Source organism: Sphingomonas sp. AC411 (assembly GCF_979253035.1).
Genome location: NZ_CEEDAQ010000001.1, coordinates 956,917 through 982,943, shown reverse-complemented (window position 1 = coordinate 982,943; position 26,027 = coordinate 956,917). Strand labels below are relative to the sequence as shown.

The window sequence follows — 26,027 nt, the reverse complement described above, 5'->3', positions numbered from 1 at the left end:
CTCAGAACAACGCCCGTGCGGCCGCCATCGTCCACGCGCCGAGCACGGGGATGAGGAGGTAGCCGGCTGGCGACACGAACACGGCGGCGACAGCGATAAGACCACCCTCGACCTTGCTCTCCATCGGCGCGAACGCCGGTGCCGGATCGTCGAAGTACATCGTCTTGACCACGCGCAGATAGTAATACGCACCGATCACCGAGGCGGCGATGCCGACCACGGCGAGCGGGAACAGCCCGGCGTCGACCGCCGCGCTGAACACCGCGAACTTCGCGTAGAAGCCGAACAGCGGCGGGATGCCGGCAAGGCTGAACATGAAGATCGCGAGCGCCGCCGCGAGCGCAGGCCGCGTCCGCGACATGCCGGCGAGGCTGTCGATCGTCTCGACCGGCTGCCCGTCGTCACCGCGCATCTGCAACACCACCAGGAACGAGCCCAGCGTCATCGCGACGTAGATCGTCAGGTACATCAGCACGCCCGACACGCCTTCGGGCGTTCCAGCCGCAAGACCGATCAGCGCGAAGCCGACATTGTTGATCGACGAATAGGCGAGCAGGCGCTTGATGTTGGTCTGGCCAATCGCCGCGACCGCACCGAGGATGATCGACGCGAGCGCCGCAAAGATCACGATCTGGCGCCACTGGTCGGTCGCCGGGCCCATCGCATCGACCGCCACGCGGACGCTGAGCGCGAGCGCCGCGACCTTGGGGCCGATGCGAAGAACGCGGTGACCGGGGTCGGTGCGCCCTCGTACACGTCGGGCGTCCACATGTGGAACGGCACGGCGCTGATCTTGAACGCAAGGCCGGCGAACACGAACACGAGACCGAAAAGCAGGCCGAGCGACTTGGTGCCCGCATAGGCGTCCGAGATGCCCGAGAACAACGTCGTACCGCTGAACCCATAGACCAGCGAGATGCCGTACAGCAGGATGCCGCTGGCGAGCGCGCCAAGTACGAAATACTTCAGGCCGGCTTCCGCCGAACGCCCGTCACGCCGCATGAAGCTGGCGAGGACATAGGCCGCAAGGCTCTGGAGTTCGAGGCCGACATACAGCGTCAGCATGTCTGTGGCCGACACCATGATCCCCATGCCGCAGGCCGACAGCAGGATCAGCACCGGATATTCCGGACGCAGATCGTCGCCGTGGGTGCGTGCGAAGAAGCTCGGCGCCATGACGATCGCGACCGCCGAAGCGATATAGATCAGCACCTTGGCAAACGCGCCGAACGCGTCTGCACGGTACAGGCCGTCGAACGCATAGCCGCCCGCCGAGGCCGGGCCGACCAATGCGATGCCTGCCCCGACCAGAACGAACACAGCAGCGATCGAAACCGCGCGCGTGGACTTGTCCTCGCCCCAGGCGGAAACGAGCATCAGGGCGATCGCACCCAACGCCAGCACCAGCTCGGGCAGCGTCATTGCGATGTTAGCGGCGTAATCCATCAGTGTGCCTCCCCGTGCGCGGCACTATGGACGGTTGCGGCGGGCTTCCCCGCGGTTGGGTTGGAATCACTGGCAGGCTTGGCGCGGTCGACACGGTCGAGTAGCACGGCCACGTCCTTGCGCATGGGTGCCAGGAAGCTCTCGGGATACACGCCCATCCACAGCACGACGGCTGCGATCGGTGCGAGCAGCCACATCTCGCGGCCCGACAGGTCGACCATCGCGCGGACGTCGTCCGCCTTGATCTCGCCGAACACCACGCGACGGTACAGATACAGCATGTACGCGGCGCCCAGGATGATGCTCGTGGTGCAGAGCAAAGCGGTCCAGGTCGAGACCTGATACGTGCCCATCAGCGACAGGAACTCGGCGACGAAGCCGCCCGTGCCCGGCAGGCCGATCGACGCCATCGTGAAGAACAGGAACAGGATCGCATATTTCGGCATGTTGATCGCAAGGCCGCCATAGCGCGAGATCTCGCGGGTATGGAGCTGGTCGTAGATCACGCCGACGCACAGGAACAACGCACCCGATACCAGGCCGTGGCTCAGCATCATGATCATCGCGCCTTCGATGCCCTGCCGGTTGAACGCGAACAGACCGATCGTGACGATCGCCATGTGCGCGACCGACGAATAGGCGATCAACTTCTTCATGTCCGACTGCACGAGCGCGACGAGGCTCGTGTAGATCACCGCGACCGCCGACAGGCCGAAGATCAGCCAGGTCAGCTGGCCCGAGGCTTCGGGGAACATCGGCAACAGGAAGCGCAGGAAGCCGTATCCGCCGAGCTTCAACAGCACGCCCGCCAGGATCACCGAGCCTGCGGTCGGCGCCTGGACGTGCGCGTCGGGCAACCAGGTGTGGACCGGCCACATCGGCATCTTGACCGCGAACGACGCGAAGAACGCCAGCCATAGCCAGGTCTGAACATCCCCGGAAAGTCGTAGTTCAACAGCGCCGGGATGCTGGTCGTGCCCGCCGTCTTCGCCATGTAAAGCATGGCGATGAACATCAGGACCGAGCCGAGCAGCGTGTACAGGAAGAACTTGTACGACGCGTAGATCTGGTTCGCGCCGCCCCAGATGCCGATGATCAGGTACATCGGGATCAGGCCGGCTTCGAAGAACACGTAGAACAGGAACAGGTCCTGCGCCGCGAACGTGCCGATCATCAGCACTTCGGTAAACAGGAACGCCGCCATGTATTCCGGAACGCGCGTCGTGATCGAGCGCCAGCTGGCGCCGATGCAGATCGGCATGAGGAACACGCTGAGCATGATCAGCATCAGCGCGAAACCGTCGATGCCGAGCGACCAGCCGAACGGACCGAAGATGCCGGGCGCGCTCTCGACGAACTGCCACTGCGCACCGCCGATGTCGTAATTCGCCCACAGCATGATGCCGAGTACGAAGTCGATCAGCGTCGCTGCCAGCGCCAGCCAACGGGCCGTATTCGCCGAGACGAACAGGCACGCGATGGCCGCGATCATCGGGACCGCGATCAGGACGGAAAGGATAGGAAAGTCGGTCATTACAGTCCGATCGCCCAGGTTACGGCTGCGGTCAGGCCGATCAGCATGACGAAAGCATAGGTGTAGAGGTATCCCGTCTGGAAGCGGTTGGCGACGCGGCTGCCGACGTTGACGACCCAGGCTGAGCCGTCTGGCCCGAACCGGTTGATCGTCTTCTCGTCGCCGCGGTGCCACAGGAAGCGGCCGATCGCGAAGGCGGGACGCACGAAGATCAGGTCGTACAACTCGTCGAAATACCACTTATGCAACAGGAAGTCGTAGAGCACGCCGAACTGTTCCACGACCTTGGCCGGGAACGTCGGGTTCTTGATATAGGCGTACCACGCGGTCAGCAGGCCGAGCAGCATCGCTATCGTCGCCGACAGCTTGATCAGCAACGGCACGCCGTGCATCTCGTGCATCAGATGTTCGCGGAACGCGAGTGCGCCCTTCCAGAACTCTTCGCCCGCGGTCGGCTCGATGAAGAAGCCGTGGAAGACTAAGCCGGCGAGGACCGCACCGACCGACAGCACGATCAGCGGAATCAGCATCGGCAGCGGGCTCTCGTGCGGGTGATAGCCACCGTCGCCCTCGGCCGGCGCGTGCGCGGCATCGTGATGACCGTGCGGCGCGTGCCCTGCGTCCTCGGCCTTGGCCGGGTTCGCATGGTGATCGTCGACGTGATGCGCGTCATGTGCGTGGTCGTGTGCATGATCGTCATGGCCATGCGCGTCATGGAGCGCATGCTGGATGTGCTCCGACGCGGCCCAGCGGGGCTTGCCCCAGAAGGTCAGGAACATCACGCGCCACGAATAGAAGCTGGTCAGCAGCGCGACGAGCACGCCGACGAACCATACGCCCGGCTGACCCGCAGCCCAGCTCGCCTCGATGATCGCATCCTTCGAATGGAAGCCTGCAAAGCCGATCGCGGTGTTGCCGAAGATGCCGGGGATGCCGACGCCGGTGATCGCGAGCGTGCCCGCCATCATCGCCCAGAACGTTACCGGGATCTTCTTACGCAGGCCGCCATAATAGCGCATGTCCTGCTCGTGGTGCATCGCATGGATGACCGAGCCGGCACCGAGGAACAGCAGCGCCTTGAAGAACGCGTGCGTGAACAGGTGGAACATCGCCGCGCCATACGCGCCGACACCGGCCGCGAAGAACATGTAGCCGAGCTGCGAACAAGTCGAATACGCGATCACCCGCTTGATGTCGGTCTGTACCAGGCCACAGGTCGCGGCGAACAGGCAGGTCGCGGCACCGACCGAGGTGACCACGGTCAGCGCGACCGGGCTCATCTCGAACATCGGCGACAGGCGGCACACCATGAACACGCCGGCGGTGACCATCGTCGCCGCGTGGATCAGCGCCGACACCGGGGTCGGGCCTTCCATCGCGTCGGGCAACCAGGTGTGCAGGCCGAGCTGCGCCGACTTGCCCATCGCGCCGACGAACAGCAGCAGGCAGAGCACCGTCATCGTGTCGAAGCGGTAGCCTAGGAATCCGAGCGTCGATCCCGCCATGCCGGGGGCCGCAGCGAGGATCTCGGGGATCGAGACCGTGCCGAAAACCAGGAACGTGCCGAAGATGCCGAGCATGAAGCCGAGATCGCCGACGCGGTTGACGACGAACGCCTTGATTGCGGCTGCGCTGGCCGAGGGCTTGCGGAACCAGAACCCGATCAGAAGGTAGGATGCGAGACCCACGCCTTCCCAGCCGAAGAACATCTGGACGAGGTTGTTCGCGGTCACGAGCATCAGCATCGCGAAGGTGAACAACGACAGATACGCGAAGAAGCGCGGCTGGTCGGGATCCTCGTCCATATAGCCCCAGCTATACAGGTGCACGAGCGCCGAGACCGACGTGACGACCACGAGCATCACCGCGGTCAGCGCATCGACGCGCAGCGACCACGCGACGTTCATGTCGCCGGAGTGAATGAAGTCGAGCAGCGGCGCGACCGTCGCGGTGCTGGTGCCCGACAGGAAGCCGATGAAGATCGGCCAGGACAACAGGCACGACGCGAACAGCGCAGCCGTGGTGACGAGTTTCGCCGGCACGTTGCCGATCGCGCGATTGCCGAACCCGGCAACGATCGCGGCCAGTAACGGCAGGAAGACGATAAGCTGGATCAACCGTATTACCCCTTCATCCGGTTGACGTCGTCGACCGCGATGGTGCCGCGACCGCGGAAATAGATCACGAGAATGGCAAGGCCGATCGCGGCTTCACCCGCGGCGACCGTCAGCACGAACATCGCGAACACCTGTCCGACGAGATCGTGGAGGAACGCCGAGAACGCGACGAGATTGATGTTCACCGCCAGCAGGATCAGCTCGATCGCCATCAGGATAACGATGAGGTTCTTGCGGTTCAGGAAGATGCCGAGCACCCCCATCGTGAACAGGATCGCCGCGACGACCAGATAATGGACGAGACCGATCGTCACAGTTCGACTCCTGCCCGACGACCGGGCTCGTGTTGCGCGTGGCGTCCTGGGGACGACGCGCGTTCTGGCGGCTGATGTTCTGCGCCTTGACGCCGCCACGCTGGCGGTGGGTCAGCACGATCGCCCCGATCATCGCGACCAGCAGCACCAGGCCGGCACCCTCGAACACGAACAGATAGCGCGTGTAGAGCAGGTTACCGATCGCCTGGATGTTGGGCACGGTGTCGTCGATCGGCGCGGCACGACGTGCGAGCTGGATCGGACCGGTGCTCCACGCACCGATCGCGATCATAACCTCGGCGGCAAGTGCCACGGCGAGCGCGAGGCCAACCCCGAAATACCGGGCGACGCCTGCGCGAAGCTCGGTGAAGTCGATGTCGAGCATCATGACCACGAACAGGAACAGCACCGCGACCGCACCGACATAGACGATGACGAGCAGCATGGCGATGAACTCGGCTCCGACCAGGATCATGAGGGCCGGCCGCGTTGAAGAACGCGAGGATCAGCCACATCACCGAATGGACCGGGTTGCGCGACGCGATCGTCAGCGCGCCCGACAGGACGACGACGAAGGCGAAGAGGTAGAAGGCTAAGGCCTGAATCATGAGGTCCTCGTCACCCCAGCGAACGCTGGGGTCTCAGCCGCGCGGGCGCGCTCTGAAACGTGGAGATCCCAGCCTGCGCTGGGACGACGGAGTTAATCTGTGTCATCGCGGCGCTCGCTTAACGGTACGGCGCATCGGCGGCAAGGTTCGCCGCGATCGCGCTTTCCCAACGGTCACCATTATCGAGCAGCTTCGACTTGTCGTAGATCAGCTCTTCGCGCGTCTCAGTCGCGAACTCGTAGTTCGGCCCTTCGACGATCGCATCGACCGGGCACGCCTCGGCACACAGGCCGCAATAGATGCACTTGGTCATGTCGATGTCGTAGCGCGTGGTGCGACGCGAGCCGTCGTCACGCGGCTCGGCTTCGATCGTGATCGCCTGAGCAGGGCACACGGCCTCGCACAGCTTGCACGCGATGCACCGTTCTTCGCCGTTCGGATAGCGACGCAACGCATGCTCGCCACGAAACCGCGGCGACACCGGGTTGCGCTCGTACGGATAGTTGATCGTCGCCTTTTCCTTGAAGAAATAGCGAAGCGTTAACGCGTGCGCCTTCACGAATTCCCACAGGGTAAACGACTTGATGATCTGAGCGACGCTCATGAACCCACTCCAACGCGCGTCAGCATGAGATAGCCCGACACGAGGAAAACCCAGAACAGCGAGACGGGGAGGAAAACCTTCCAGCCAAGCCGCATCAGCTGATCGTAGCGATAGCGCGGCACGGTCGCCTTCACCCAGCTGAACAGGAAGAAGAAGAACAGGATCTTGGCGAACAGCCAGATGATCCCCGGCACGTAATAGAGCGGCGCCCAGTCGACCGGGGCAGCCAGCCGCCCCAGAACAGCGTCGCGTTGAGCGCGCACATCAGCAGCACGTTGGCGTACTCGCCGAGCCAGAACAGCGCGAACGACATCGACGAATATTCGGTCTGGTAGCCGGCGACGAGCTCGCTCTCCGCCTCGGTCAGATCGAACGGCGCGCGCTGCGTCTCGGCCAGCGATGAGATGAAGAACATCACCGCCATCGGGAACATCAACGGATTCAGGATATAGCCGTTGATAAACCAGACGTGCGACTTCTGCGCCATCACGATCGCCGACAGGTTGAAGCTGCCGGTCCACAGCACGACCGAAATCAGGATGAAGCCGATCGCGACCTCATACGACACCATCTGCGCGGCCGCACGAAGCGCCGAGTAGAACGGGTATTTCGAGTTCGACGCCCAGCCCGATAGGATGATCCCGTATACGCCGAGCGACGACGCCGCGAGCACGTAGAGCAAGCCGACGTTGATGTCCGCGAGCACGACGCCGACGCCGAACGGCACCACCGCCCACACGATCAGCGCGACCGTGAAGGTGATGATCGGTGCCAGCAGGAACAGCGTCCGGTTCGCGGCTGCCGGGACGATCGTCTCCTGCAGGAACACCTTTAGGCCGTCAGCAAAGCTCTGCAGCAGACCGAACGGGCCGACGACGTTGGGACCGCGGCGCAGCGCCATCGCCGCCCAGATCTTACGATCGGCATAGATGATCATTGCCACCGCCAACATCAGCGGCAGAGCGATCACGAGGATGTCGATGATCGTCGCGAGGAAGAACGCCCAGTCGTAACCGAGCGAGGATCTCGAACCAGGAGATCATTCGGCTGCCTCCGCGTAATCTTCCCGTGGAGAAGTTCGGCCGAGCAGCGCTGCATCGTCGGCGACGCACGGCAGATCGCGTTTGTCAGATAGAAGTCCTTGATCGGATAGCCGGCGAGAACGCCCTGCCCTTCACCCTGAAGCGAAGGCGGGTTCCACTCGAACGTCGCGAGCGCCTGATGACGCAGCGCAGGCACGGCGGCGTACATTTCCTCGCGGAGCCCCTCGAAGCTGTCGAACGGCAGCGTGTGGCCGAGCGTGTCGGACAGCGCGCGGAAGATCGACCAGTCGTCACGCGCATCGCCGGGTGCGAACACCGCACGCTCGCCGCGCTGGACACGCCCTTCGAGATTGACCCACGTGCCCGATTTCTCGGCATAGGTTACACCCGGCAGGATGACGTCGGCAGCCGCCGCGCCCTTGTCGCCGTGATGGCCCACGAACACCTTGAAGCCAGCGAACTGGGAGAAATCGACCTCGTCCGCGCCGAGGAAGAAGCCGAGCTTCGCCCCCATCACGTCGGCGATGCCGCCCTTCTGCGCATAGCCGAGCATCAACCCGCCCATCCGCGAAGCCGCCATGTGGACGACGTTGAAGCCGTTCCAGCCGTCCTTCACGAGACCCAGCGTGTCGACGAGCTTGAGCGCAGCCGCGTGCCCCCTTCAGCGCGCCGCCACCGACGATCACCATCGGACGCTCAGCCTCGCCGAACGCCTCGGTAACCGCCTCGGGCAGGTTGCCGAGCAGTGCGAGATCGTCGCCGAGCCACTCGACCTTGTAGGTCAGGTCCGTCTCCGGCCCGATCGCAAAGACCTTCGCACCCTTCTTGATCGCTTTCCGCACCCGCGTGTTCACCAGCGGCGCTTCCCAGCGCAGGTTGGTGCCCACCAGCAGGATCGCGTCCGCACGTTCGGTGCCGGCAATCGTCGTGTTGAAATTGACCGCAGCGATGCTCGTCGCGTCGTAATCCATGCCGGTCTGACGGCCTTCGAGCAGGCTCGAACCCATCTTCGCGAGCAGCTCCTTGGCGGCGTACATCGTCTCGCAATCGACCAGATCACCCGCGACAGCCGCAACGCTCGACCCGGCGTTCACGGCCTTGATCGCAGCGAAAGCCTCGTCCCAAGTCGCGGGCTGAAGCTTGCCGTTCACGCGGACATAGGGCTTATCGAGACGACGACGGACAAGACCGTCGATCGCGTGGCGCGTCTTGTCGGTCGCCCACTCCTCGTTCACGTCCTCGTTGATCCGCGGCACGCAGCGCAGCACCTGGCGACCACGGCTGTCGAGCCGGATGTTGGTGCCGACCGCGTCCATCACGTCGATCGTCAGCGTCTTGCGCAATTCCCACGGACGCGCCTCGAACGCGTAGGGCTTCGACGTCAGCGCACCGACCGGGCACAGATCGACGACGTTGCCCGACAGCTCGCTCTTGACCGCATTCTCGAGATACGAGGTGATCTGCATGTCCTCGCCGCGGAAGATCGCACCGATCTCCTCGACGCCGGACACTTCCTCGGCGAACCGGATGCAGCGCGTGCACTGAATGCAGCGGGTCATGACCGTCTTGACGATCGGGCCCATGTACTTCTCGGTGACCGCGCGCTTGTTCTCGTCGTAGCGCGAATGGCCGCGGCCGTACGCAACCGACTGATCCTGCAGATCGCACTCGCCGCCCTGATCGCAGATCGGGCAATCGAGCGGATGGTTGATCAGCAGGAATTCCATGATGCCCTCGCGGGCATTCTTCACCATCGGCGAGTTGGTGAAGATCTCCTGCTTGTCCGCCGCCGGCAACGCGCACGACGCCTGCGGCTTGGGCGGACCAGGCTTCACCTCGACCAGGCACATCCGGCAATTGCCGGCGATGCTGAGCCGCTCATGATAACAGAAACGCGGATCTCCTTGCCGGCAAGCTCGCACGCCTGCAGCACGGTGGCACCCTGCGGCACCTCGATCTCTACGCCATCGACTTTGACTAAGGGCATTACTCTGCGGCTTCCATCATCGGCGCGGTATCACCACCACGTTCGCGGATACGGCGCTCCATCTCTGGGCGGAAATGCTTGATCAGGCCCTGGATCGGCCAGGCTGCGGCGTCACCGAGCGCGCAGATCGAGTGACCCTCGACCTGCTTTGTGACCTGCTGGAGCATGTCGATCTCGGACAGTTCGGCGTCGCCGGTGCGCATCCGCTCCATCACGCGCCACATCCAGCCGGTGCCCTCGCGGCACGGCGTGCACTGGCCGCAACTCTCGTGCTTGTAGAAGTACGAGATACGGCTGATCGCGCGGACGATGTCGGTCGACTTGTCCATGACGATGATCGCCGCGGTGCCGAGGCCCGAACCGACCGCCTTCAGGCCGTCGAAGTCCATCGCGCAATCCATGATCTGCGCCGCGGGGACGAGCGGCACGGACGAACCGCCCGGGATCACCGCGAGCAGATTGTCCCAGCCACCACGGATGCCACCGCAATGCGTTTCGATCAGGTCGCGGAACGAGATGCTCATCTCCTCCTCGACCACGCACGGCTTGTTCACATGGCCGCTGATCTGGAACAGCTTGGTACCGCGGCTGTTCTCCGCGCCGAAGCTGGAAAACCATGCCGCGCCACGCCGCAGGATCGTCGGCGCGACCGCGATCGATCTCGACGTTGTTTACCGTCGTCGGGCAGCCATAGAGCCCTGCGCCGGCCGGGAACGGAGGCTTCAACCGCGGCTGACCCTTCTTGCCCTCGAGACTTTCGAGCATCGCGGTCTCTTCGCCGCAGATGTACGCGCCGGCACCCCGGTGGACGAACACGTCGAAGTCGTAGCCCGACCCGCATGCATTCTTACCGATGAAACCGCGATCATACGCCTCGGCGACGGCCGCGAACAACGTCTCCGCCTCGCGGATATACTCGCCGCGGATGTAAATATACGCAGCGCGCGCGCGCATCGCGAACCCGGCGATCAGCGCGCCCTCGATCAGCTTGTGCGGATCGTGGCGGATGATCTCGCGGTCCTTGCAGCTGCCCGGCTCGGATTCATCGGCGTTGATGACGAGGAAGTTCGGCCGGTCGGGCTTCGGCTCCTTCGGCATGAACGACCATTTGGTGCCGGTCGGGAAACCCGCGCCGCCGCGACCACGCAGGCCCGACGCCTTCATCACATCGATGATCGCGTCCTGGCCGAGTGCCATCAGGTCCTTGGTGTTATCCCAATCGCCGCGCATGATCGCTGCGTCGACGTTCCACGGCTGGAAACCGTAGACGTTGGTAAAGATGCGGTCCTTGTCGGCGAGCATCAGGCCCACTCCCCCGGTAATCGTGGTTCGCGTCGACCATCGCCTTCAGCGAGGTCGGGCCGCCCTCGGGGCAGCTTGCGCGACGGCCGAACTGCGGCCCCGGCGTTGGCGTGCCGCCATTGGCCAGCGCTTCGAGGATCTCGGTCGTCTTGTCGTAATCGAGGTCTTCGAAGTTATCGTCGTTGATCTGCACCATCGGCGCATTCGCGCACGTGCCCAGGCACTCGACCTCGGTCAGCGTGAACATGCCATCCGGCGTCGTGCCGCCCTTGACTAGACCACGGTTCTTGCACGCGGCGAGAACGTCGTCCGACCCGCGCAGCATGCACGGCGTCGTACCGCAAACCTGAACGTGGAAACGACCGACCGGCGCCAGATTGAACATCGTGTAGAAGGTCACGACCTCGTACACGCGCATGTACGGCACGCCGATCTGGCGTGCGACGAACTCGATCACCGGAACCGGCAACCAGCCCTGCGTCTGCGTTTCCGCCCCAACCTGACGCTGCGCCAGATCGAGCAACGGGATCGACGCGGACTGCTCGCGACCCTGGGATAGCGCCCGAGGATCTCGTTCGCCTTCACTTGGTTCTCGTCGGTCCACGCGAACGAACCCCAGCGTGCGCGGGTCTCGGCCTCGTCGGGAATCTTTGGTGCTTCAGCCATTAGCCGTGATCCGTAAGTTCTAGGCGGCGTTCGATCCGTTCGACCCGATCGGACATCCGATCGAGCCGCGAATTGACGCCGGAAATCGCGATGATCGAACTGCCAAGATGCTCCTCGACCATCGTCATTCGCGTCTTGAGATCGCGGACGTCGAATTTCATCTCGGACATATCGCCCTGCATCTTCTGCAGAACCGAATAGATCAGTTCGTTGGTCACTGCGCCGTTCTGTGCGGTGGTCATCGGTCGCACTCGCCGAACACGATATCCATCGCGCCGAGGATCGCGGTCGTATCCGCCAGCATGTGGCCCTTCGCCATGAAGTCCATGGCTTGCAGATGCGAGAAGGCGGTCGGGCGGATCTTGCAGCGGTACGGCTTGTTCGAACCATCGGCGACCAGATACACGCCGAACTCGCCCTTCGGACTTTCGGTCGCGACATAGACGTCGCCGGCAGGCACGTGAAAGCCCTCGGTGTAGAGCTTGAAGTGATGGATCAGCGCTTCCATCGACTGCTTCATCTCGCCCTGCTTAGGCGGCACGACCTTGCGGTCGAGCGACGCGATCGGCCCCTCGGGCATCTCGGCCAAGCACTGCTTCATGATCCGCGCGGACTGACGCACTTCCTCGACGCGCACCATGAACCGGTCATAGCAGTCGCCGCGCGTGCCGACCGGCACGTCGAAGTCCATCTTGGCGTACACGTCGTAAGGCTGCGACTTGCGCAGATCCCAGGCGATGCCCGAGCCACGGATCATCGGGCCCGAAAAGCCCCACTTGATCGCGTCGTCGCGGCTGACCACGGCGATGTCGACGTTGCGCTGCTTGAAGATACGGTTGTTCGCGACGAGCGAGATCGCATCCTCGAACAGACGCGGCAGGCGCGTATCGAGCCAGTCGCCGATGTCGGCAAGCAGCTTCAGCGGTGCATCCTGATGTACGCCACCCGGACGGAAATAGTTCGAATGCATGCGCGCGCCGGAGACACGCTCGAAGAAGTTCATGCAGTCTTCGCGGATTTCGAACAGCCACAGGTTCGGCGTCATCGCGCCTACGTCCATGACGTGCGACCCGAGGTTGAGCATGTGGTTCGAAATGCGCGTCAGCTCGGCGAAGAACACCCGCAGATACTGCGCGCGCTCGGGCACTTCGAGATCGAGCAGCTTCTCGACCGCAAGCACCCAGCTATGCTCCATGCACAAGGGCGAGCAATAATCGAGCCGATCGAAATACGGCAGCGCCTGCGTGTAGGTCTTGTACTCGATCAGCTTCTCTGTGCCGCGGTGAAGCAGGCCGACATGCGGATCGACGCGCTCGACGATCTCGCCGTCGAGTTCCATGACCAGACGCAACACGCCATGCGCGGCCGGATGCTGCGGACCGAAGTTGATCGTGTAGTTCTGGATCGTGACGTCGCCGGTCGTGGGATCGGACGCGTCGGCTTCACCGAGAAGCTCCTCTACGTACAGACTCACTGGTTCTGTCCTCCACCCTTGGTCGGGATGACATCCGACTCCACGGGCTTGTCCTGCTTTTGGTTGCCAGCATTGGCGTCACCCGAACCGGTTTGCGCCGTCCCCTGCGCGTCCTTCTTGGCATAGGACTCGCTCGGTGCGTCCGGCGCCTTGGTCGCGCTCTGCGCCGCATCGGCCTTGACGATCGCATCAGCCTTGAGTGGCGTAGGTGCGCCCTTGGCCTCGGGCAGCGCGCCCTTCTCGTCGCCGGGAAGCACGTATTCGGCACCTTCCCACGGGCTCATGAAATCGAACGTGCGAAAATCCTGCGCAAGCTGAACGGGCTCATACACGACGCGCTTCGACTCTTCCGAATAGCGCAGCTCGACATACCCGGTCAGCGGGAAGTCCTTGCGCTGCGGATGACCGCGGAAACCGTAGTCGGTCAGGATGCGACGCAGGTCAGGATTGCCGCTGAACAGCACCCCGTACATGTCGTACACTTCGCGCTCGAGCCAGCCGGCGACCGGCCAGATGTCCGTCACCGACGGCACCGGCTTTTCCTCGTCGGTCGCGACATGCACGCGCAGGCGGTGGTTCCGCGTCAGCGACAGCATGCAATAGACGACTTCGAACCGCTCAGGCCGATCCGGATAGTCGACGCCGGCGATCTCCATGAGCTGTTGGTAGGCAAGCCCCGGCGTGTCGCGCAGCGCGATCATCGCATCGTACAGGTCTTCGCGACGAACGTGCAGCGCGACTTCGCCGACATGGTCGACCGCGTCGAGCAGCATGCCGCCGAGCGCCGCCCGAGCGCTGTCGATCACGCCATCGTTGGACGTATAAGCTGGTGCGGGAGCCCTCAACGTTCGATGCTCCCGGACCGCCGGATCTTCCGCTGCAACTGCATGATGCCGTACAGCAGCGCCTCAGCCGTCGGCGGGCACCCGGGAACATAGATGTCCACGGGCACGATCCGGTCGCAACCACGCACGACGCTGTAGCTGTAGTGATAATAGCCGCCGCCGTTCGCACACGATCCCATCGAGATCACGTATTTCGGCTCCGACATCTGGTCGTAGACCTTGCGCAGCGCAGGGGCCATCTTGTTGCACAGCGTGCCGGCGACGATCATCACGTCCGACTGGCGCGGGCTCGCGCGCGGTGCGGCGCCGAAGCGCTCCAGATCGTAGCGCGGCATGTTGACGTGGATCATCTCGACCGCGCAGCATGCGAGCCCGAACGTCATCCACCACAGCGAGCCGGTACGCGCCCACTGGAACAGTTCCTCAGTCGACGTGACGAGGAAACCCTTGTCCGTCAGCTCACCGTTCAATCCGTCGAAAAAGCCCTGATCGGGTGGCACCAGCGAGCTGGAGGCACCGAGTGCGGGCTGAAGCTCTACTCCCAATCGAGTGCTCCCTTCTTCCATGCGTAGACGAGGCCAAGGGCCAATTCGCCGATAAAGATCATCATCGAAATCCACGCGGTCCAGCCGAGCGTGAAGACCGAGACGGCCCAGGGATACAGGAACGCGGCCTCGAGATCGAAGATGATGAAGAGGATGGCGATCAGGTAGAAGCGTACGTCGAACTGGCTGCGCGGATCCTCGAATGCGGGGAAGCCACACTCGTATTCGCTTAGCTTCTCGGGCGTAGGCTTATGCGATCCGGTGAGGCGCGAGACGGCCATCGGCAGGAACACGAACGTGCTCGACAATGCGATGGCGACCCCGAGGAACAGGAGGATCGGAAGATAGTGCGACAGGTCGACCAAATTGCTTCTCGCAAGTGCGAACGGAACGGGGCCGCTTTAGGCCGATGGGGGGTTCGGGGCAAGGCTAGGAGGGTGTGAGAATCACTCGCAACAGGAGGGACTGGGTGGCGGGAAACATGCGTTACTCAGCGCGCGTGCGCAGGTGGAGGCGCACGGCGAGTGGACGCGAGGTTACCAAACCCACTCCGTCACCCCGGACTGGTTCCGGGGTCTACTCCGGGTCTACAGTGCCGCAAACCAACGGTCGGCGGGCATGCGGAACGGTGAATGCTGGAACGAGCTCTCCATGACGGATTGAGCTGGGTCGCGTCCAACGTTGCAATCCTCCCCCGCCAGGGGAGGTGTCGCCGAAGGTGACGGAGGGGAGGACACGGGGCAGAGGTTTTCCTTTCCTCCCCTCCGTCAGGCAAACGCCTGCCACCTCCCCTGGCGGGGGAGGATCGGTCATCGGTCTTAACGCAGCGCGCCGGCGACCAGCTTGTGGAGGCGGGAGTGCAGCGCGTCGTTCGCCGCCAGGAACTCGTTGCGCTCCATCGCGCGGTCGCCACCGCGGAAGTCGGTGACGAAACCGCCGGCTTCCTTCACCAGCAGCATGCCCGCCGCAACGTCCCAGGGCTTCAGGTTCGATTCCCAGAAGCCGTCGAACCGGCCGGCGGCGAGCCATGCCAGATCGAGGGCCGCAGCACCGAGGCGACGGATACCGGCGACCTCAGGTGCGACCGCGCCGAAGATCCGGCTCCACTGCGCGAAGTCGCCATGGCCGAGGAACGGGATCCCCGTGGCGATCAGCGATTCGGACGAGATCGCGCCGCGACGACACGCGCAGGCGCTGGTCGGTGAGCCATGCCCCCGGCCCTTCTCGGCCCAGAAGCTCTCGTCGGTCAGCGGCTGATACACGAGCGCGGTCGTAACCTCGCGCTTGCCGTTCGGCATCGGCTCCTCGACCGCGATCGAGATGCAGAAATGCGGATGCCGTGGAGGAAGTTCGACGTGCCATCCAAGGGATCGACGATGAAGCGCGGCTTGTTGGGATCACCCTCGACTTCGCCGCGCTCCTCCATGAGCATGCCCCAATCGGGACGGGCGTGGCTGAGTTCTTCGAAGATCGTCTGCTCGGCGCGCTGATCGGCCTGGCTGACGAAGTCGGCCGGCCCTTGCGGCTCACCTGGAGCTGCTGGACCTCGTTGAAGTCGCGGCGCAAGCGCGGCGCGGCCTTGCGGGCGGCGCGCTCGATGACGGTCATGATGCCGGAATGGCTGGGCATTAGAAATCTCCTCTCCTCCCGCTTGCGGGAGGGGTCGGGGAGGGCTTGAACCAATACGCGAAGCTGGAAGAAGGCCCTCCCTAACCCCTCCCGCAAGCGGAAGGAGAATTCTAGTCCGCGCGCCGCACGTACGTCTGCTCGTAAACATCGACGACGATCCGCGTACCCGCACCGATATGTGGCGGCACCATGACGCGGACGCCGTTCTCGAGCACGGCGGGCTTGTACGACGACGACGCGGTCTGTCCCTTCACGACGGCATCCGCTTCGACGATCAGCGCCTCGATCGTGTCGGGCAACTGGACCGAGATCGGCCGCTCTTCCCAGAGCTCCATCACCACGTCCATGCCGTCCTGCAGGAACGCCGCGGCGTCGCCCAGGATGTCGGCATCGAGCGAGATCTGCTCGTAGTTCACCTTGTCCATGAAGGTGAGCATGTCGCCTTCGCGGAACAGGAACTGGAAGTCGACGGTATCGAGCCGGACCTTCTCGACGCTCTCGGCGGAACGGAAGCGGATGTTGTTCTTGCGACCGTCGATCAGGTTCTTGAGTTCGACCTGCATATAGGCGCCGCCCTTGCCGGGCTGGGTGTGCTGAATCTTGACGGCGCGCCAGATGCCGCCCTCATATTCAAGAATGTTGCCGGGACGAATCTCGACCGCGTTGATCTTCATGACCGATTCCTGCTGGAAAGAGCTAGGGCCCTCCGCGAAGCATGGCCCGTAGGCGTGGCTCTGCGGAAACCCGAAGCGGCGGGCTTTAGCGGGGCGACCGGGTTCCGGCAAGCATGGGTACGGGTTCACGTTCTCGCCCTGATACCAGCGCTCGCCCGGCTGCATCTTGGTCAGCCCGAAATGCAGGTGGTAATTGCCAGCCCCCGCATCGCCGGTATCGCCGACATAGCCGAGTACCTCGCCGGTCTTGACCGCCATGCCCTCGCGGATACCCGCGGCATATCCAGCAAGATGCGCGTAATAATAGGTCCAGCGTCGATCGGGTGAGCGAACGTACAGCGTGATGCCGCCAAGCCCGCTCTGAAACAGCTTCTCGATCCGGCCCGGTGCCGCCGCGACGACCGGGGTGCCGCCCGGTGCCATGATGTCCGTCCCGTGATGGCCACGCAGCCCCCTCCCCGCGCATCGTTCCAGCTGTCCGCGATGGCCTTTCTAGGAACGCCGGCCACCGGGACGGCGAGCACGCCCGGCGTCACGGGGGCAGCAACGACCTCGGCAGGAGGCGCGGGCTTGCGCCAGGGCACGTGCCGCTCGATGGCGCCACCGCTACCGCCGAACGACAGCATCGACGCGAACCCGCCGATCACGACCACGATCAGCCCGAGAATGATCCAGAACGTCCGCGTCATCGCCTTACGCCTGGAAAACTGCCTTGGTCCCCGGCTTGATCATCATCGACAGCCGCGCCGCGTCCCAGTTGGTCAGGCGAATGCAGCCATGGCTCTCCGCGCGCCCGATCGTCTCGGGGTTGGGCGTACCGTGGATGCCGTAATGCTCCTTGGACAGATCCATCCAGACGACCCCGACCGGACCGTTCGGCCCCGGCGGGAGCATCTCCTTCTGCTGCCCCTTCTTCGCATCCCAGAACAGCGCGGGATTGAAGTGGAACTTCGGATTGTAGTCGGAGCCCTTGATCGTCCACGTGCCGAGCGGCAGCGGATCGTGGCTCGACCCCATCGTCGCGGAAAACTGCGCGATCAGCTTGTCGTTCGCGTCGAGCACGCGGAGCACGCCGTCGGACTTGTCGACGACGACATGATCCGCCTGCGGCTGCTTCGCATCGACGTTCAGCATGTTGAGGGTTGCCCGCCATTCGGGGTGAATTTCGCATCATAGTCGCGCGACGTCGGCAGCGCGTTCGGGAACACGACCTTCGTGCCGGGCGTCAGCATCGTCGTCGGCGAGTTCAACGCCATGATGACCGCGGGCGTGGTGTGGAACATCTCACCCAGCTTCTCCATGACCGAGCGATAGCCGATCGTCGGCAGTTCGGCCTGCTTCGCCGGATCCTTCGGCAGCGGATTGATGTACGGGCCGGCAAGCATCTGCGGCGTCAACGCGACCGTCACCGTCGGCCGAGCGGCGCGATACGGGTACAGCGCCTGCAACGTCCGGGCATCGGACTTGCCGGTGATCGGCAGGCCCTTAGCCTCCTGAAACCCCTTCAACGCAGCGACCAGCGACTGTCCGCCACGCCCGTCGAGCACGCCCGGCCCGAAACCGAGATGATCGAGGATCACCTGCACGTGGAGGATGCTGCGGTCGATCGGTACGGACTTTGCCGGGGACGTCTGCGCAAGCGCTGGCGACGCCAAGCCGAACAGACCCGCTACAAGAACCGAAGCCTTCACAAATGCCGTCATGCCCGTCATCCCAAACCGTTACGCTTCTGCATCAAACGGTTGGGACGACGGTTGTTTCCGTTGAACGAAACGACCCCGTTCACCTACTCCCGTCATCCTGACGAAAGTCAGGACCCAGAGTTCCAAACGCCGCCCTTCGTGGCTCTGGGTCCTGACTTTCGTCAGGATGACGGGCGGTGTGTTTCGTTAGTCGGCTCAGCGCTTGGCGAGAACCTCGCCGAACGCCTTTATCGCCGCGACCTCGTCGCCACCCCAGACGGCGCCCGATACCGCGATGAAATCCGCACCGGCCGCGACGAGCGGCGCAGCGTTCTCCGGCGTGATGCCACCAATCGCGACGCAGGGAATTTCGAACAAGGTGGACCACCACGACAGGGTCACCGGCTCCGCGGTATGCGTCGCAACCTTCGTCGTGGTTGGATAGAAGGCGCCGAACGCGACGTAGTCGGCCCCCGCCTCGCCCGCTTCCATCGCCAGATGACGGCTGCCGTGGCAGCTGACGCCGATCTGCGCAGTGGGCCCGAGCTGCGCCCGCGCCTCGCGCGGATCGCCATCGTCCTGGCCGAGATGCACGCCGTCCGCATCGAGGCGCTTGGCCAGCCCAATGTCGTCGTTGACGATGAACGCAACGTCACGCTCGGCACAGATCGCACGCAACGGCTCGCCCAGTGCAGCAGCCGCATGCTGGTCGATATCCTTCACCCGGAACTGGAACGCGGCCACCGGCCCAGCGTCGAGCGCCCGCGCCAGACGCTCGGGAAAGTCACCGCCGACATCCAGCGGCGACACCAGGTAAAGCTGGCACGGCGGCCGACGCATGTCGCGGCGGAAATTCTCGGCGAAATTGGGATCGAGCGAGCCCAGCGGATCTTCGAATTCGGTCATGTCCGGCCCCTAGCCTGCCATGCGCGCGCGTCACCCCGGCGCGTGGCAAGGGTGACGAACGGGCAGTGCGCGACTTATTCCTCGTTCTTGTAGATGCGGATGATCCGGTCGAGCATCGCCAGTGCTTCGTCGCGGGGGCGCTGGAAGGTGTTGCGGCCGATGATCGAGCCGTTGCCGCCGCCGTCGCGAATATCGCGCGCGTCCTGGAATACCGCGTCCTCGCCCTTCGACGCGCCGCCCGAGAAGACGTTGATGCGACGCCCGGCAAAGCTCGACTGGACGACATGCTTCACGCGGTCCGACTGCTTCGACCAGTCGGTGTTCGCGTAGAGTGGCTTGGCTTCTTTCTGCTCGATATGCGCTGTCGGCAGCTTGGTCTTGATGATGTGCGCGCCGAGCAGCGCCGCCATGTGCGCGGCATAGGCGCCGACGTCGAGCGCGAGTTCACCGTCCTTGGTCAGCTCGCCGCCGCGAGGGTACGACCAGATCACCGTCGCGATGCCGACCGACTTGGCCTCTTCGCTCAGCTCGCGGATTTCCTCGACGAGATCGAAGAACTGATCCGCACCCGGATAGATGGTGAAGCCGATCGCCGCCGACCCGAGCCGCACCGCGTCGGACACGGTCGCGGTCACCGCCTGATCGATTGAGGTCGCCCAGCTGTTCGAGCTGTTGCACTTCAGGATCGTCGGGATGTGGCCCGCAAACGTATCGGCGCCCGCTTCGAGCATGCCGAGCGGCGCCGCATAGGCGCTGAGCCCCGCATCGATCGCGAGCTGGTAGTGGTAATGCGGATCGTACGCGGCCGGGTTTACCGAAAGCTGCGTGCCGGACCATGCTCGAAACCCTGGTCGACCGGCAGGATCACCAGCTTGCCGGTGCCGCCGAGCTTGCCCTGCATCAGGATGCGCGCGAGGTTCGCCTTCACCGCCGGGCTGGTGGCTTCGTATTTGTCGAGAATGGTTTTGACTTGCGGAGTGATCGTCGAGGTCATGCTGAATTCCTGTCTTAGAGTTCGAGCCAGCGGCGCAACGCGTCGTCGACCCGGGTCATGGTTGTGATGGGTATCGTACCGATGATTTTGACGATCGCGTTGCGGTCGAGCGTATCGAGTTTGTCGACCTGGATTTCGGTGTCGCGAGTGAGGCCGGTCTCTGGCGATGCCTCGAGCGACACGCGGAAGAGGTTTGTGCCGCTGATGACGCTCGTCAAAGGGCACAGGGATATCGTCGCGTGATCCGCGAACACGTCTGACTGCACGACGATAAAGGGTCGCAGCGTCCGGGAGGAGTCCCCCTTTCCGGCTCCGACTACGACCATGCCCCGCGTGAGTTTCATGCGGGGGACGCCGCGATCATCACGTCCCAGTCTTCGTCGATCGCGTGTCGATCCTGCGCGGCCGCCGCGAGCGACTGGCGCTTCGCCTCCGCCAGGAACGCCTCGTCGTGCCGCTCGACATACCGACGCACGGCTTCGCGCGCGATATCGCTCTTGCTGCGCCCTTGGGTGCGCGCAACCGCCGCGAGTCGTTCTTCGAGTTCGCTATCGAGCCTGACGCCAAGCATCCGAGTCTCCGTTTAACATGTTAAACATAGCTCAGATGCCCGCGTATTTCAACCGTGGAGCGCGGCGACCCCAGGGAGGGTCTTGCCTTCCATCCATTCCAGGAACGCGCCGCCTGCGGTCGAGACGAAGGTAAACGCGTCCGCGACGCCGGCGTGGTTGAGCGCCGCGACCGTATCGCCGCCACCGGCGACCGAGACGAGCGAACCGCCCTCGGTCAATGCCGCCGCGGTCTTCGCTAGGGCGACGGTTGCCTTGTCGAACGGCACCGTCTCGAAAGCGCCGAGCGGACCGTTCCAGACCAAGGTGCGGCAGTTCTTCAGCACATCGCCGAGCGATCTCGACCGCGGCGGGGCCGACGTCGAGGATCATCTCGTCGGCGGCGACTTCGTGGACGTTGACGGTGCGGGTGGCGGGGTTCGGCTTGAACTCCTTCGCGACCACCACGTCGTACGGCAGGTGGACCGTGCAGTTGGCCTTGTCCGCTGCTTCCATGATCTGTTCGCAAACGCTTGCAAGCTCATGCTCGCACAGGCTTTTACCGACATCGACGCCGCGCGCTGCGAGGAAGGTGTTGGCCATACCGCCACCGATGATCAGGTGATCCACCTTGGTGACGAGGTGACGCAGCACGTCGAGCTTCGACGACACTTTCGCGCCACCAACGACGGCGGCCACCGGATGCTCCGGCTCGCCGAGGGCCTTCTGGAGCGCGTCGAGTTCGGCTTCCATCGCGCGGCCGGCAAAGGCGGGCAATACGTGGGCAAGCCCCTCGGTCGAGGCATGCGCGCGATGTGCGGCGGAGAAGGCGTCGTTGACGTACAAGTCGCCAAGGCGAGCGAAACGCTGGACCACCGCCGGGTCGTTCTTCTCTTCACCGCCGAAGAAGCGCGTGTTTTCCAGCACCGCGATGTCGCCGGGTTCGAGCATGGCAACGGCGTCATCCGCGCCCTCCCAGTCGATGTAGCGAACTTCGCGGCCGAGCACTTCGCTGTACGGCTTCACGACCTGCGACAGCGAGAACTCCGGGCTCGGCACGCCGTTAGGACGGCCGAAATGCGCGAGGACGAGGACGATCGCGCCCTTGTCGGCGAGTTCCCCGACGGTCGCGACGGTCGCGCGCAGGCGGGTGTCGTCGGTGACGCGACCCTCGGCCATGGGCACGTTCAGGTCTTCGCGGACGAGCACGCGCTTGCCTTGGACATCGCCCATATCGTCGAGCGTCTTGAATGGCTTGGTCATGGTTCTTCGATCCTGATCTCATCACCGACGGCGATTCTGCCGCCCATCACAACTCGGCTACACGCCCCGCCCCGCCAGTCGGGCGTCAGCGCGGCGAACAATCCTGGCGCCAGTGCTTCCATGCGTTCGCACGGATCGGTGTGGCGCGTCACCTCCAGCACGACGTCGGCACCAATGCGCAGCCGCGTGCCGGGTATCTGGGGAGGTCGAAGCCGTCGACCAGCAGATTCGCGCGGCGCTGGTACCAGGGGATATCGTGGCCGACCTCGGCCATCGCTGCATCCCAGTCACCGCGTTCCAGCAACGTGACCTGGCGCCGGCCCTTGCCGCCGGGCTTCACATAACCACGGAAGTCGCCGTGCAGGCCGGCCTCGATGGTGATCTCGACATGGTCGATGACCTCCATCGGGGCTTTCGCGCGGGGGTGCCGGGCGATCCCGGCGATCGTACCGGCTTTCTTCAAAGCCTGAGCCACCGCCCCCTCCCCGTTCGTGTCGAGCGCAGTCGAGACACTATCTGTCACGGAAGACGACTTCTCGACTGCGCTCGAAGCGAACGGAAGAGGGGGTGCATGGTTCGCAGGCTTAGATGAACTTCGCCATCGCCGTGGCCGTATCGACCATGCGGTTCGAGAAGCCCCATTCATTGTCGTACCAGCTGACCACACGGACCAGCTTGCCGTCGATCACCGCGGTCTCCAGGCTGTCGATCGTCGACGACGCCGGGGTATGCTGAAGATCGATCGAGACGAGCGGCTCGTCCGACCAGTCGAGCACGCCGACCAGCGGGCCGCTCTCGGAGGCCGCCTTCAGCACCGCATTCACCTCTTCACGCGTCGTATCGCGCGACGGGGTGAAGGTCAGGTCGATCAGCGAAACGTCCGGCACCGGCACGCGGATCGCCGAGCCGTCGAGCTTGCCCTTCAGCTCCGGCAGCACTTCGGCGACGGCACGCGCGCCCCCGTCGTGGTCGGGATCATCGACATCGCCGCGGCACGTGCGCGACGCAGGTCCGGGTGGATCTGGTCGAGGATCTTCTGGTCGTTGGTATAGGCATGGATCGTCGTCATCAGGCCGCGCTCGATACCGATCGCATCGTTGAGCACCTTGGCGACCGGCGCGAGGCAGTTGGTGGTGCACGACGCGTTCGAGACGATCGTGTGCTCGGCGGTCAGCTTGTCGTGATTGACGCCGTAGACGACGGTCAGGTCGACGTTCTTGCCCGGTGCCGAGATCAGCACCTTCTTCGCGCCGGCATCGAGATGCTTCTGGCAGCTCGCCTTGTCGGTGAAGAAGCCGGTGCATTCGAGGACGATGTCGACGCCCAGCTCGGCGTGCGGCAGGTTTGCCGGATCACGCTCGGCAGTGACGCGGATGCGCTTGCCATCGACGACCAGCTCGTTGCCTTCGGCCGAAACCTCACCCGGATACTTGCCGTGCACGCTGTCGCGCTTGAACAGCCAGGCGTTCGACTTCGCATCGCCGAGATCGTTGATCGCGACGAGTTCGAGTGCGCCGTTCGACTGTTCGAGTACCGCGCGGGCGACGAGACGGCCGATGCGCCCGAAACCGTTGATCGCAACCTTGACCGTCATTGCCGTATCTCCGCTAACGCCCGCGAGTCCGTTCCGGGCGCGCAGCCTTTGCGGGGCGGTGGGGCGCCCTGTCAACACCGTGGATCGCGGATCGGGGCGGCGAAAGCGGCTTGTCGCACACCCCGGCCATGCTATCTCGACGGCATGCCAGATACTCCAGACACGATATCCGATACGACGACCGATAAGAGGGCCGATACCGGGGCCGACGCGATACAGGACAGGGCGGCGGATACGGCGGCGGTCGACCGGATCGACGCCGCGATCGCGCGGATCGAAGCCGCGATCACCGCTCGCGCCCGCAGCAGCGATTCCTCGCCAAACGCCACGCCGCGCTGAAAGCACGGATGGCCGAAGCCGTCGCAGCGCTCGACGACGTCATCACGCGCGGGAGCCCCAACTGATGGCACAAGTCATGCTCGATATCGGCGGCCGCCCGCACGCCGTCGCCTGCCGCGATGGCGAGGAATCGCGCGTTCGTTTGCTCGGTGCGATGCTTGCCGAACGCTGGCCGATCGCGGACCGCGCCGCCGGCGGCCTCAGTGCCGAACGCGCGATGCTGTTCGTGGCGCTGATGCTCGCGGACGACCTCGACGAAGCCGCGCACCGCCCACCCGAAGGCTCGGCCGTCAGCGAAATCGCGTTGACCCGGATCGCAGATCGTCTCGAAGGCCTCGCGGAAGCCCTTGAGCTAAGCCCCCTTGAGCAAAGTGGGCCGAGCGCCTAGATTGGTGGTGGCGGGTTCTGCCCGGTACGAGCCTTTATTATCCCTGAGGCTATTCATCATCCATAGGGGGCTGTCCCTGTTAGGATCCTGGTCCGAAGCATATGGTCCCCACCTGACGTACCGTGCGTCAGTGGATAACCCGGCACACGGCCATGGTGGGCCCGCCACCCCACCCCACCCCATTGCGAGGTTTCCTGCGCATGACCGGCAAGAGCGAGCTGAGAGCCTCGTTGCGCGCCGCCCGCGAAGCGCGCCCGCCCGTCGAAATTCCCGTGCCGTCCGCGTTTCTGGCGTGGTTGAAACCCGGATTGACGGTCGCATCCTATGTCCCGTTCGGCGGCGAGGCCGATCCATCGCCATTTGCGCGCGCTGCGGTCGACGCCGGATGCGTCATCGCCCTGCCCCATGTGGTCCGCCGGTCGCTGCCGATGCGGTTCCTGTCGTGGAAACCGAGGCGGCGCTGATCGCCGGACCGTTCGGACTGCACCAGCCCGCCGAGGACGCGGCAGAGTTGGAACCCGACATCATCCTGACGCCACTCGTCGGCTTCGATCGAGGCGGCAACCGAATCGGCCAGGGCGCCGGCTATTACGACCGCGCCTTCCTCGCGCACCCGAACGCCTGGCGCGTCGGCATTGCGCTGTCGGTGCAACAGGTTGATACCCTGACCCCAGACCCGTGGGACGTCCCGCTCCACGCCATCGCCACCGAACTCGAATGGATCACGCCATGACGCCAACCTGGCGCAAACCCGTCGGCATGCTCGGCATCTTGCTCCTGATCCTGGTGTGGTGCGTGGCCATCGTCAGCCTGTCGAACATCGTTGGTAGCTGGCACTGGCTGGGGCAGTTGGTGTTCTACCTGCTTACCGGCCTGATTTGGATCGCACCGTTGAAGCCGGTCCTGCGCTGGATGGAGCTCGGGCGGTAAAGCAGCCCTGCCTGCCGTCTCCCAGAGCCGTTGCGCTCCGCTGCCCCCGGCCCCTACCGTTCGTCCTGAGTAGCCATCGAGTAGCCGCGCAGCGGCGTATCGAGGGGGCGTATCGAAGGACAGGTTGGCGCGCGGAACCCATGCTTCGATACGAGCCCTCGATACGCTCCTGAAGGAGCTACTCGGTCTCTACTCAGCACGAACGGTGTGGGGGGGAAGATAGTCCTGACCAAGCGGTAGGACAGAATGCTCTCGGCATCCAAAATCTAAAAGGGTCTCGGCCACCCTCTAGGGTGGCGCGAGTGACGGGACTCGAACCCGCGACCTCCGGCGTGACAGGCCGGCGCTCTAACCAACTGAGCTACACCCGCATTCCCATTGACGAACCCTAGCGTCCCGAAGAACACCGCGAAGGCTCGTCAAAACCTTAACACAATCTCGAACCATCTACCCGGTCGGGGCAAACGATGGCGCGAGTGACGGGACTCGAACCCGCGACCTCCGGCGTGACAGGCCGGCGCTCTAACCAACTGAGCTACACCCGCTGAAACAGCGTGGAGGCGGCAACTAGGGAGGGTTCGGATACCGTCAACCC

Annotated in this window: 17 protein-coding genes, 2 tRNA genes and 14 pseudogenes; 5 read left to right on the top strand and 28 right to left on the bottom strand. The window is 64.2% G+C overall.

The genetic code is table 11. The annotated features are described in order from the left end of the window. Position 1: 1 nt before the first annotated feature. The 26 genes and pseudogenes from nuoN to gap form a co-directional block, all read right to left on the bottom strand. Positions 2-1,446, bottom strand: a pseudogene (gene nuoN, locus AC0IX7_RS05145) (NADH-quinone oxidoreductase subunit NuoN). Beyond that, positions 1,446-2,980 (bottom strand): annotated as a pseudogene (locus AC0IX7_RS05140) (NADH-quinone oxidoreductase subunit M). The pseudogenes nuoN and AC0IX7_RS05140 overlap by 1 nt, the downstream one beginning before the upstream one ends. Continuing rightward, positions 2,980-5,097, bottom strand: a complete 2,118-nt coding sequence (gene nuoL / locus AC0IX7_RS05135; RefSeq protein WP_471810756.1) for an NADH-quinone oxidoreductase subunit L — start codon at positions 5,095-5,097, stop codon at positions 2,980-2,982. Before nuoL ends, AC0IX7_RS05140 begins: the two are co-directional and overlap by 1 nt. A 5-nt stretch (positions 5,098-5,102) precedes the next feature. Continuing rightward, positions 5,103-5,411, bottom strand: a complete 309-nt coding sequence (gene nuoK, locus AC0IX7_RS05130) for an NADH-quinone oxidoreductase subunit NuoK (RefSeq protein WP_082441002.1) — start codon at positions 5,409-5,411, stop codon at positions 5,103-5,105. A 10-nt stretch (positions 5,412-5,421) separates the two neighbouring features. Then, positions 5,422-6,019: pseudogene (locus AC0IX7_RS05125) on the bottom strand (NADH-quinone oxidoreductase subunit J); the annotation flags it as partial. Positions 6,020-6,137: 118 nt separating this feature from the next. Continuing rightward, a complete protein-coding gene (gene nuoI, locus AC0IX7_RS05120) occupies positions 6,138-6,623 on the bottom strand; it encodes an NADH-quinone oxidoreductase subunit NuoI (protein WP_055877898.1) in 486 nt (161 codons plus the stop codon). Continuing rightward, positions 6,620-7,608 (bottom strand): annotated as a pseudogene (nuoH, locus tag AC0IX7_RS05115) (NADH-quinone oxidoreductase subunit NuoH). The gene nuoI and the pseudogene nuoH overlap by 4 nt, the downstream one beginning before the upstream one ends. Before the next feature lie 54 nt (positions 7,609-7,662). Then, positions 7,663-9,653: pseudogene (nuoG, locus tag AC0IX7_RS05110) on the bottom strand (NADH-quinone oxidoreductase subunit NuoG). Next, positions 9,653-10,955: pseudogene (gene nuoF / locus AC0IX7_RS05105) on the bottom strand (NADH-quinone oxidoreductase subunit NuoF). Before nuoF ends, nuoG begins: the two co-directional pseudogenes overlap by 1 nt. Next, positions 10,864-11,621, bottom strand: a pseudogene (locus AC0IX7_RS05100) (complex I 24 kDa subunit family protein). Before AC0IX7_RS05100 ends, nuoF begins: the two co-directional pseudogenes overlap by 92 nt. Next, positions 11,621-11,863, bottom strand: a complete 243-nt coding sequence (locus AC0IX7_RS05095; RefSeq protein WP_471810755.1) for a hypothetical protein — start codon at positions 11,861-11,863, stop codon at positions 11,621-11,623. Before AC0IX7_RS05095 ends, AC0IX7_RS05100 begins: the two are co-directional and overlap by 1 nt. Further along, the gene (locus AC0IX7_RS05090) at positions 11,860-13,095 is read right to left on the bottom strand and encodes an NADH-quinone oxidoreductase subunit D (protein WP_471810754.1); all 1,236 of its coding nucleotides are present in this window, start codon (positions 13,093-13,095) and stop codon (positions 11,860-11,862) included. Before AC0IX7_RS05090 ends, AC0IX7_RS05095 begins: the two co-directional genes overlap by 4 nt. Further along, positions 13,092-13,940, bottom strand: coding sequence for an NADH-quinone oxidoreductase subunit C (locus tag AC0IX7_RS05085; protein ID WP_471810753.1), 849 nt, complete (start codon positions 13,938-13,940; stop codon positions 13,092-13,094). Before AC0IX7_RS05085 ends, AC0IX7_RS05090 begins: the two co-directional genes overlap by 4 nt. Next, positions 13,937-14,485, bottom strand: a complete 549-nt coding sequence (locus AC0IX7_RS05080) for a NuoB/complex I 20 kDa subunit family protein (RefSeq protein ID WP_187504417.1) — start codon at positions 14,483-14,485, stop codon at positions 13,937-13,939. The genes AC0IX7_RS05085 and AC0IX7_RS05080 overlap by 4 nt, the downstream gene beginning before the upstream one ends. Further along, positions 14,476-14,850: an NADH-quinone oxidoreductase subunit A gene (locus AC0IX7_RS05075; protein ID WP_121903273.1), complete on the bottom strand. Its 375-nt coding sequence runs from the start codon at positions 14,848-14,850 to the stop codon at positions 14,476-14,478. Before AC0IX7_RS05075 ends, AC0IX7_RS05080 begins: the two co-directional genes overlap by 10 nt. Before the next feature lie 453 nt (positions 14,851-15,303). Next, positions 15,304-16,262, bottom strand: a pseudogene (locus AC0IX7_RS05070) (inositol monophosphatase family protein). Then, positions 16,225-16,788 (bottom strand): elongation factor P, encoded by a 564-nt coding sequence (efp, locus tag AC0IX7_RS05065; protein WP_254687355.1) that lies wholly within the window; start codon positions 16,786-16,788, stop codon positions 16,225-16,227. The pseudogene AC0IX7_RS05070 and the gene efp overlap by 38 nt, the downstream one beginning before the upstream one ends. A 180-nt stretch (positions 16,789-16,968) precedes the next feature. Next, positions 16,969-17,211: pseudogene (locus AC0IX7_RS05060) on the bottom strand (M23 family metallopeptidase); the annotation flags it as partial. Between the two features lie 270 nt (positions 17,212-17,481). After that, positions 17,482-18,491: pseudogene (locus AC0IX7_RS05055) on the bottom strand (L,D-transpeptidase family protein). Between the two features lie 195 nt (positions 18,492-18,686). Then, complete coding sequence (gene thiE / locus AC0IX7_RS05050) at positions 18,687-19,376, bottom strand: thiamine phosphate synthase (RefSeq protein ID WP_471810752.1); 690 nt, start codon at positions 19,374-19,376, stop codon at positions 18,687-18,689. A gap of 74 nt (positions 19,377-19,450) precedes the next feature. Further along, positions 19,451-20,370, bottom strand: a pseudogene (locus AC0IX7_RS05045) (class I fructose-bisphosphate aldolase). 14 nt (positions 20,371-20,384) lie between these two features. Further along, positions 20,385-20,714 carry a type II toxin-antitoxin system PemK/MazF family toxin gene (locus AC0IX7_RS05040; RefSeq protein ID WP_471810751.1) on the bottom strand — a complete coding sequence of 110 codons (330 nt, stop codon included), beginning with the start codon at positions 20,712-20,714 and terminating at the stop codon, positions 20,385-20,387. Continuing rightward, entirely contained in the window at positions 20,711-20,941 is a 231-nt protein-coding gene (gene relB / locus AC0IX7_RS05035; protein ID WP_187502342.1) for a type II toxin-antitoxin system RelB family antitoxin, read from the bottom strand. Before relB ends, AC0IX7_RS05040 begins: the two co-directional genes overlap by 4 nt. Before the next feature lie 48 nt (positions 20,942-20,989). Then, a pseudogene (locus tag AC0IX7_RS05030) lies at positions 20,990-22,181 on the bottom strand (phosphoglycerate kinase). Then, positions 22,178-22,587: pseudogene (locus tag AC0IX7_RS05025) on the bottom strand (MOSC domain-containing protein). The pseudogenes AC0IX7_RS05030 and AC0IX7_RS05025 overlap by 4 nt, the downstream one beginning before the upstream one ends. Before the next feature lie 178 nt (positions 22,588-22,765). Further along, a pseudogene (gap, locus tag AC0IX7_RS05020) lies at positions 22,766-23,775 on the bottom strand (type I glyceraldehyde-3-phosphate dehydrogenase). Positions 23,776-23,919: 144 nt separating this feature from the next. Here gap and AC0IX7_RS05015 point away from each other — a divergent pair. From AC0IX7_RS05015 to AC0IX7_RS04995, 5 genes are all read left to right on the top strand, one after another. Then, positions 23,920-24,114 carry a hypothetical protein gene (locus tag AC0IX7_RS05015; RefSeq protein WP_471810750.1) on the top strand — a complete coding sequence of 65 codons (195 nt, stop codon included), beginning with the start codon at positions 23,920-23,922 and terminating at the stop codon, positions 24,112-24,114. Between the two features lie 64 nt (positions 24,115-24,178). Beyond that, entirely contained in the window at positions 24,179-24,502 is a 324-nt protein-coding gene (locus AC0IX7_RS05010) for a cell division protein ZapA (RefSeq protein WP_471810749.1), read from the top strand. Positions 24,503-24,702: 200 nt separating this feature from the next. Next, positions 24,703-24,966 carry a 5-formyltetrahydrofolate cyclo-ligase gene (locus tag AC0IX7_RS05005; RefSeq protein WP_471810748.1) on the top strand — a complete coding sequence of 88 codons (264 nt, stop codon included), beginning with the start codon at positions 24,703-24,705 and terminating at the stop codon, positions 24,964-24,966. Next, positions 24,945-25,235, top strand: a complete 291-nt coding sequence (locus AC0IX7_RS05000) for a 5-formyltetrahydrofolate cyclo-ligase (RefSeq protein WP_471810747.1) — start codon at positions 24,945-24,947, stop codon at positions 25,233-25,235. Before AC0IX7_RS05005 ends, AC0IX7_RS05000 begins: the two co-directional genes overlap by 22 nt. Then, the gene (locus AC0IX7_RS04995) at positions 25,232-25,432 is read left to right on the top strand and encodes a DUF2842 domain-containing protein (protein WP_471810746.1); all 201 of its coding nucleotides are present in this window, start codon (positions 25,232-25,234) and stop codon (positions 25,430-25,432) included. Before AC0IX7_RS05000 ends, AC0IX7_RS04995 begins: the two co-directional genes overlap by 4 nt. Positions 25,433-25,726: 294 nt before the next feature. Here the strand turns inward: AC0IX7_RS04995 and AC0IX7_RS04990 are convergent. Then, positions 25,727-25,803 (bottom strand) — tRNA-Asp (locus AC0IX7_RS04990). 97 nt (positions 25,804-25,900) lie between these two features. Next, positions 25,901-25,977, bottom strand: a tRNA-Asp gene (locus AC0IX7_RS04985). Positions 25,978-26,027: the final 50 nt, after the last annotated feature.

Bases quoted from the DNA above. Each gene is read 5' to 3' on its own strand.
- nuoI (WP_055877898.1), bottom strand. From the start codon at position 6,623: ATGAGCGTCGCTCAGATCATCAAGTCGTTTACCCTGTGGGAATTCGTG.
- AC0IX7_RS05095 (WP_471810755.1), bottom strand. From the start codon at position 11,863: ATGACCACCGCACAGAACGGCGCAGTGACCAACGAACTGATCTATTCG.
- efp (WP_254687355.1), bottom strand. From the start codon at position 16,788: ATGAAGATCAACGCGGTCGAGATTCGTCCCGGCAACATTCTTGAATAT.
- thiE (WP_471810752.1), bottom strand. From the start codon at position 19,376: ATGACCGAATTCGAAGATCCGCTGGGCTCGCTCGATCCCAATTTCGCC.
- AC0IX7_RS05040 (WP_471810751.1), bottom strand. From the start codon at position 20,714: ATGAAACTCACGCGGGGCATGGTCGTAGTCGGAGCCGGAAAGGGGGAC.
- relB (WP_187502342.1), bottom strand. From the start codon at position 20,941: ATGCTTGGCGTCAGGCTCGATAGCGAACTCGAAGAACGACTCGCGGCG.
- AC0IX7_RS05015 (WP_471810750.1), top strand. From the start codon at position 23,920: ATGCCAGATACTCCAGACACGATATCCGATACGACGACCGATAAGAGG.
- AC0IX7_RS05010 (WP_471810749.1), top strand. From the start codon at position 24,179: ATGGCACAAGTCATGCTCGATATCGGCGGCCGCCCGCACGCCGTCGCC.
- AC0IX7_RS05005 (WP_471810748.1), top strand. From the start codon at position 24,703: ATGACCGGCAAGAGCGAGCTGAGAGCCTCGTTGCGCGCCGCCCGCGAA.
- AC0IX7_RS04995 (WP_471810746.1), top strand. From the start codon at position 25,232: ATGACGCCAACCTGGCGCAAACCCGTCGGCATGCTCGGCATCTTGCTC.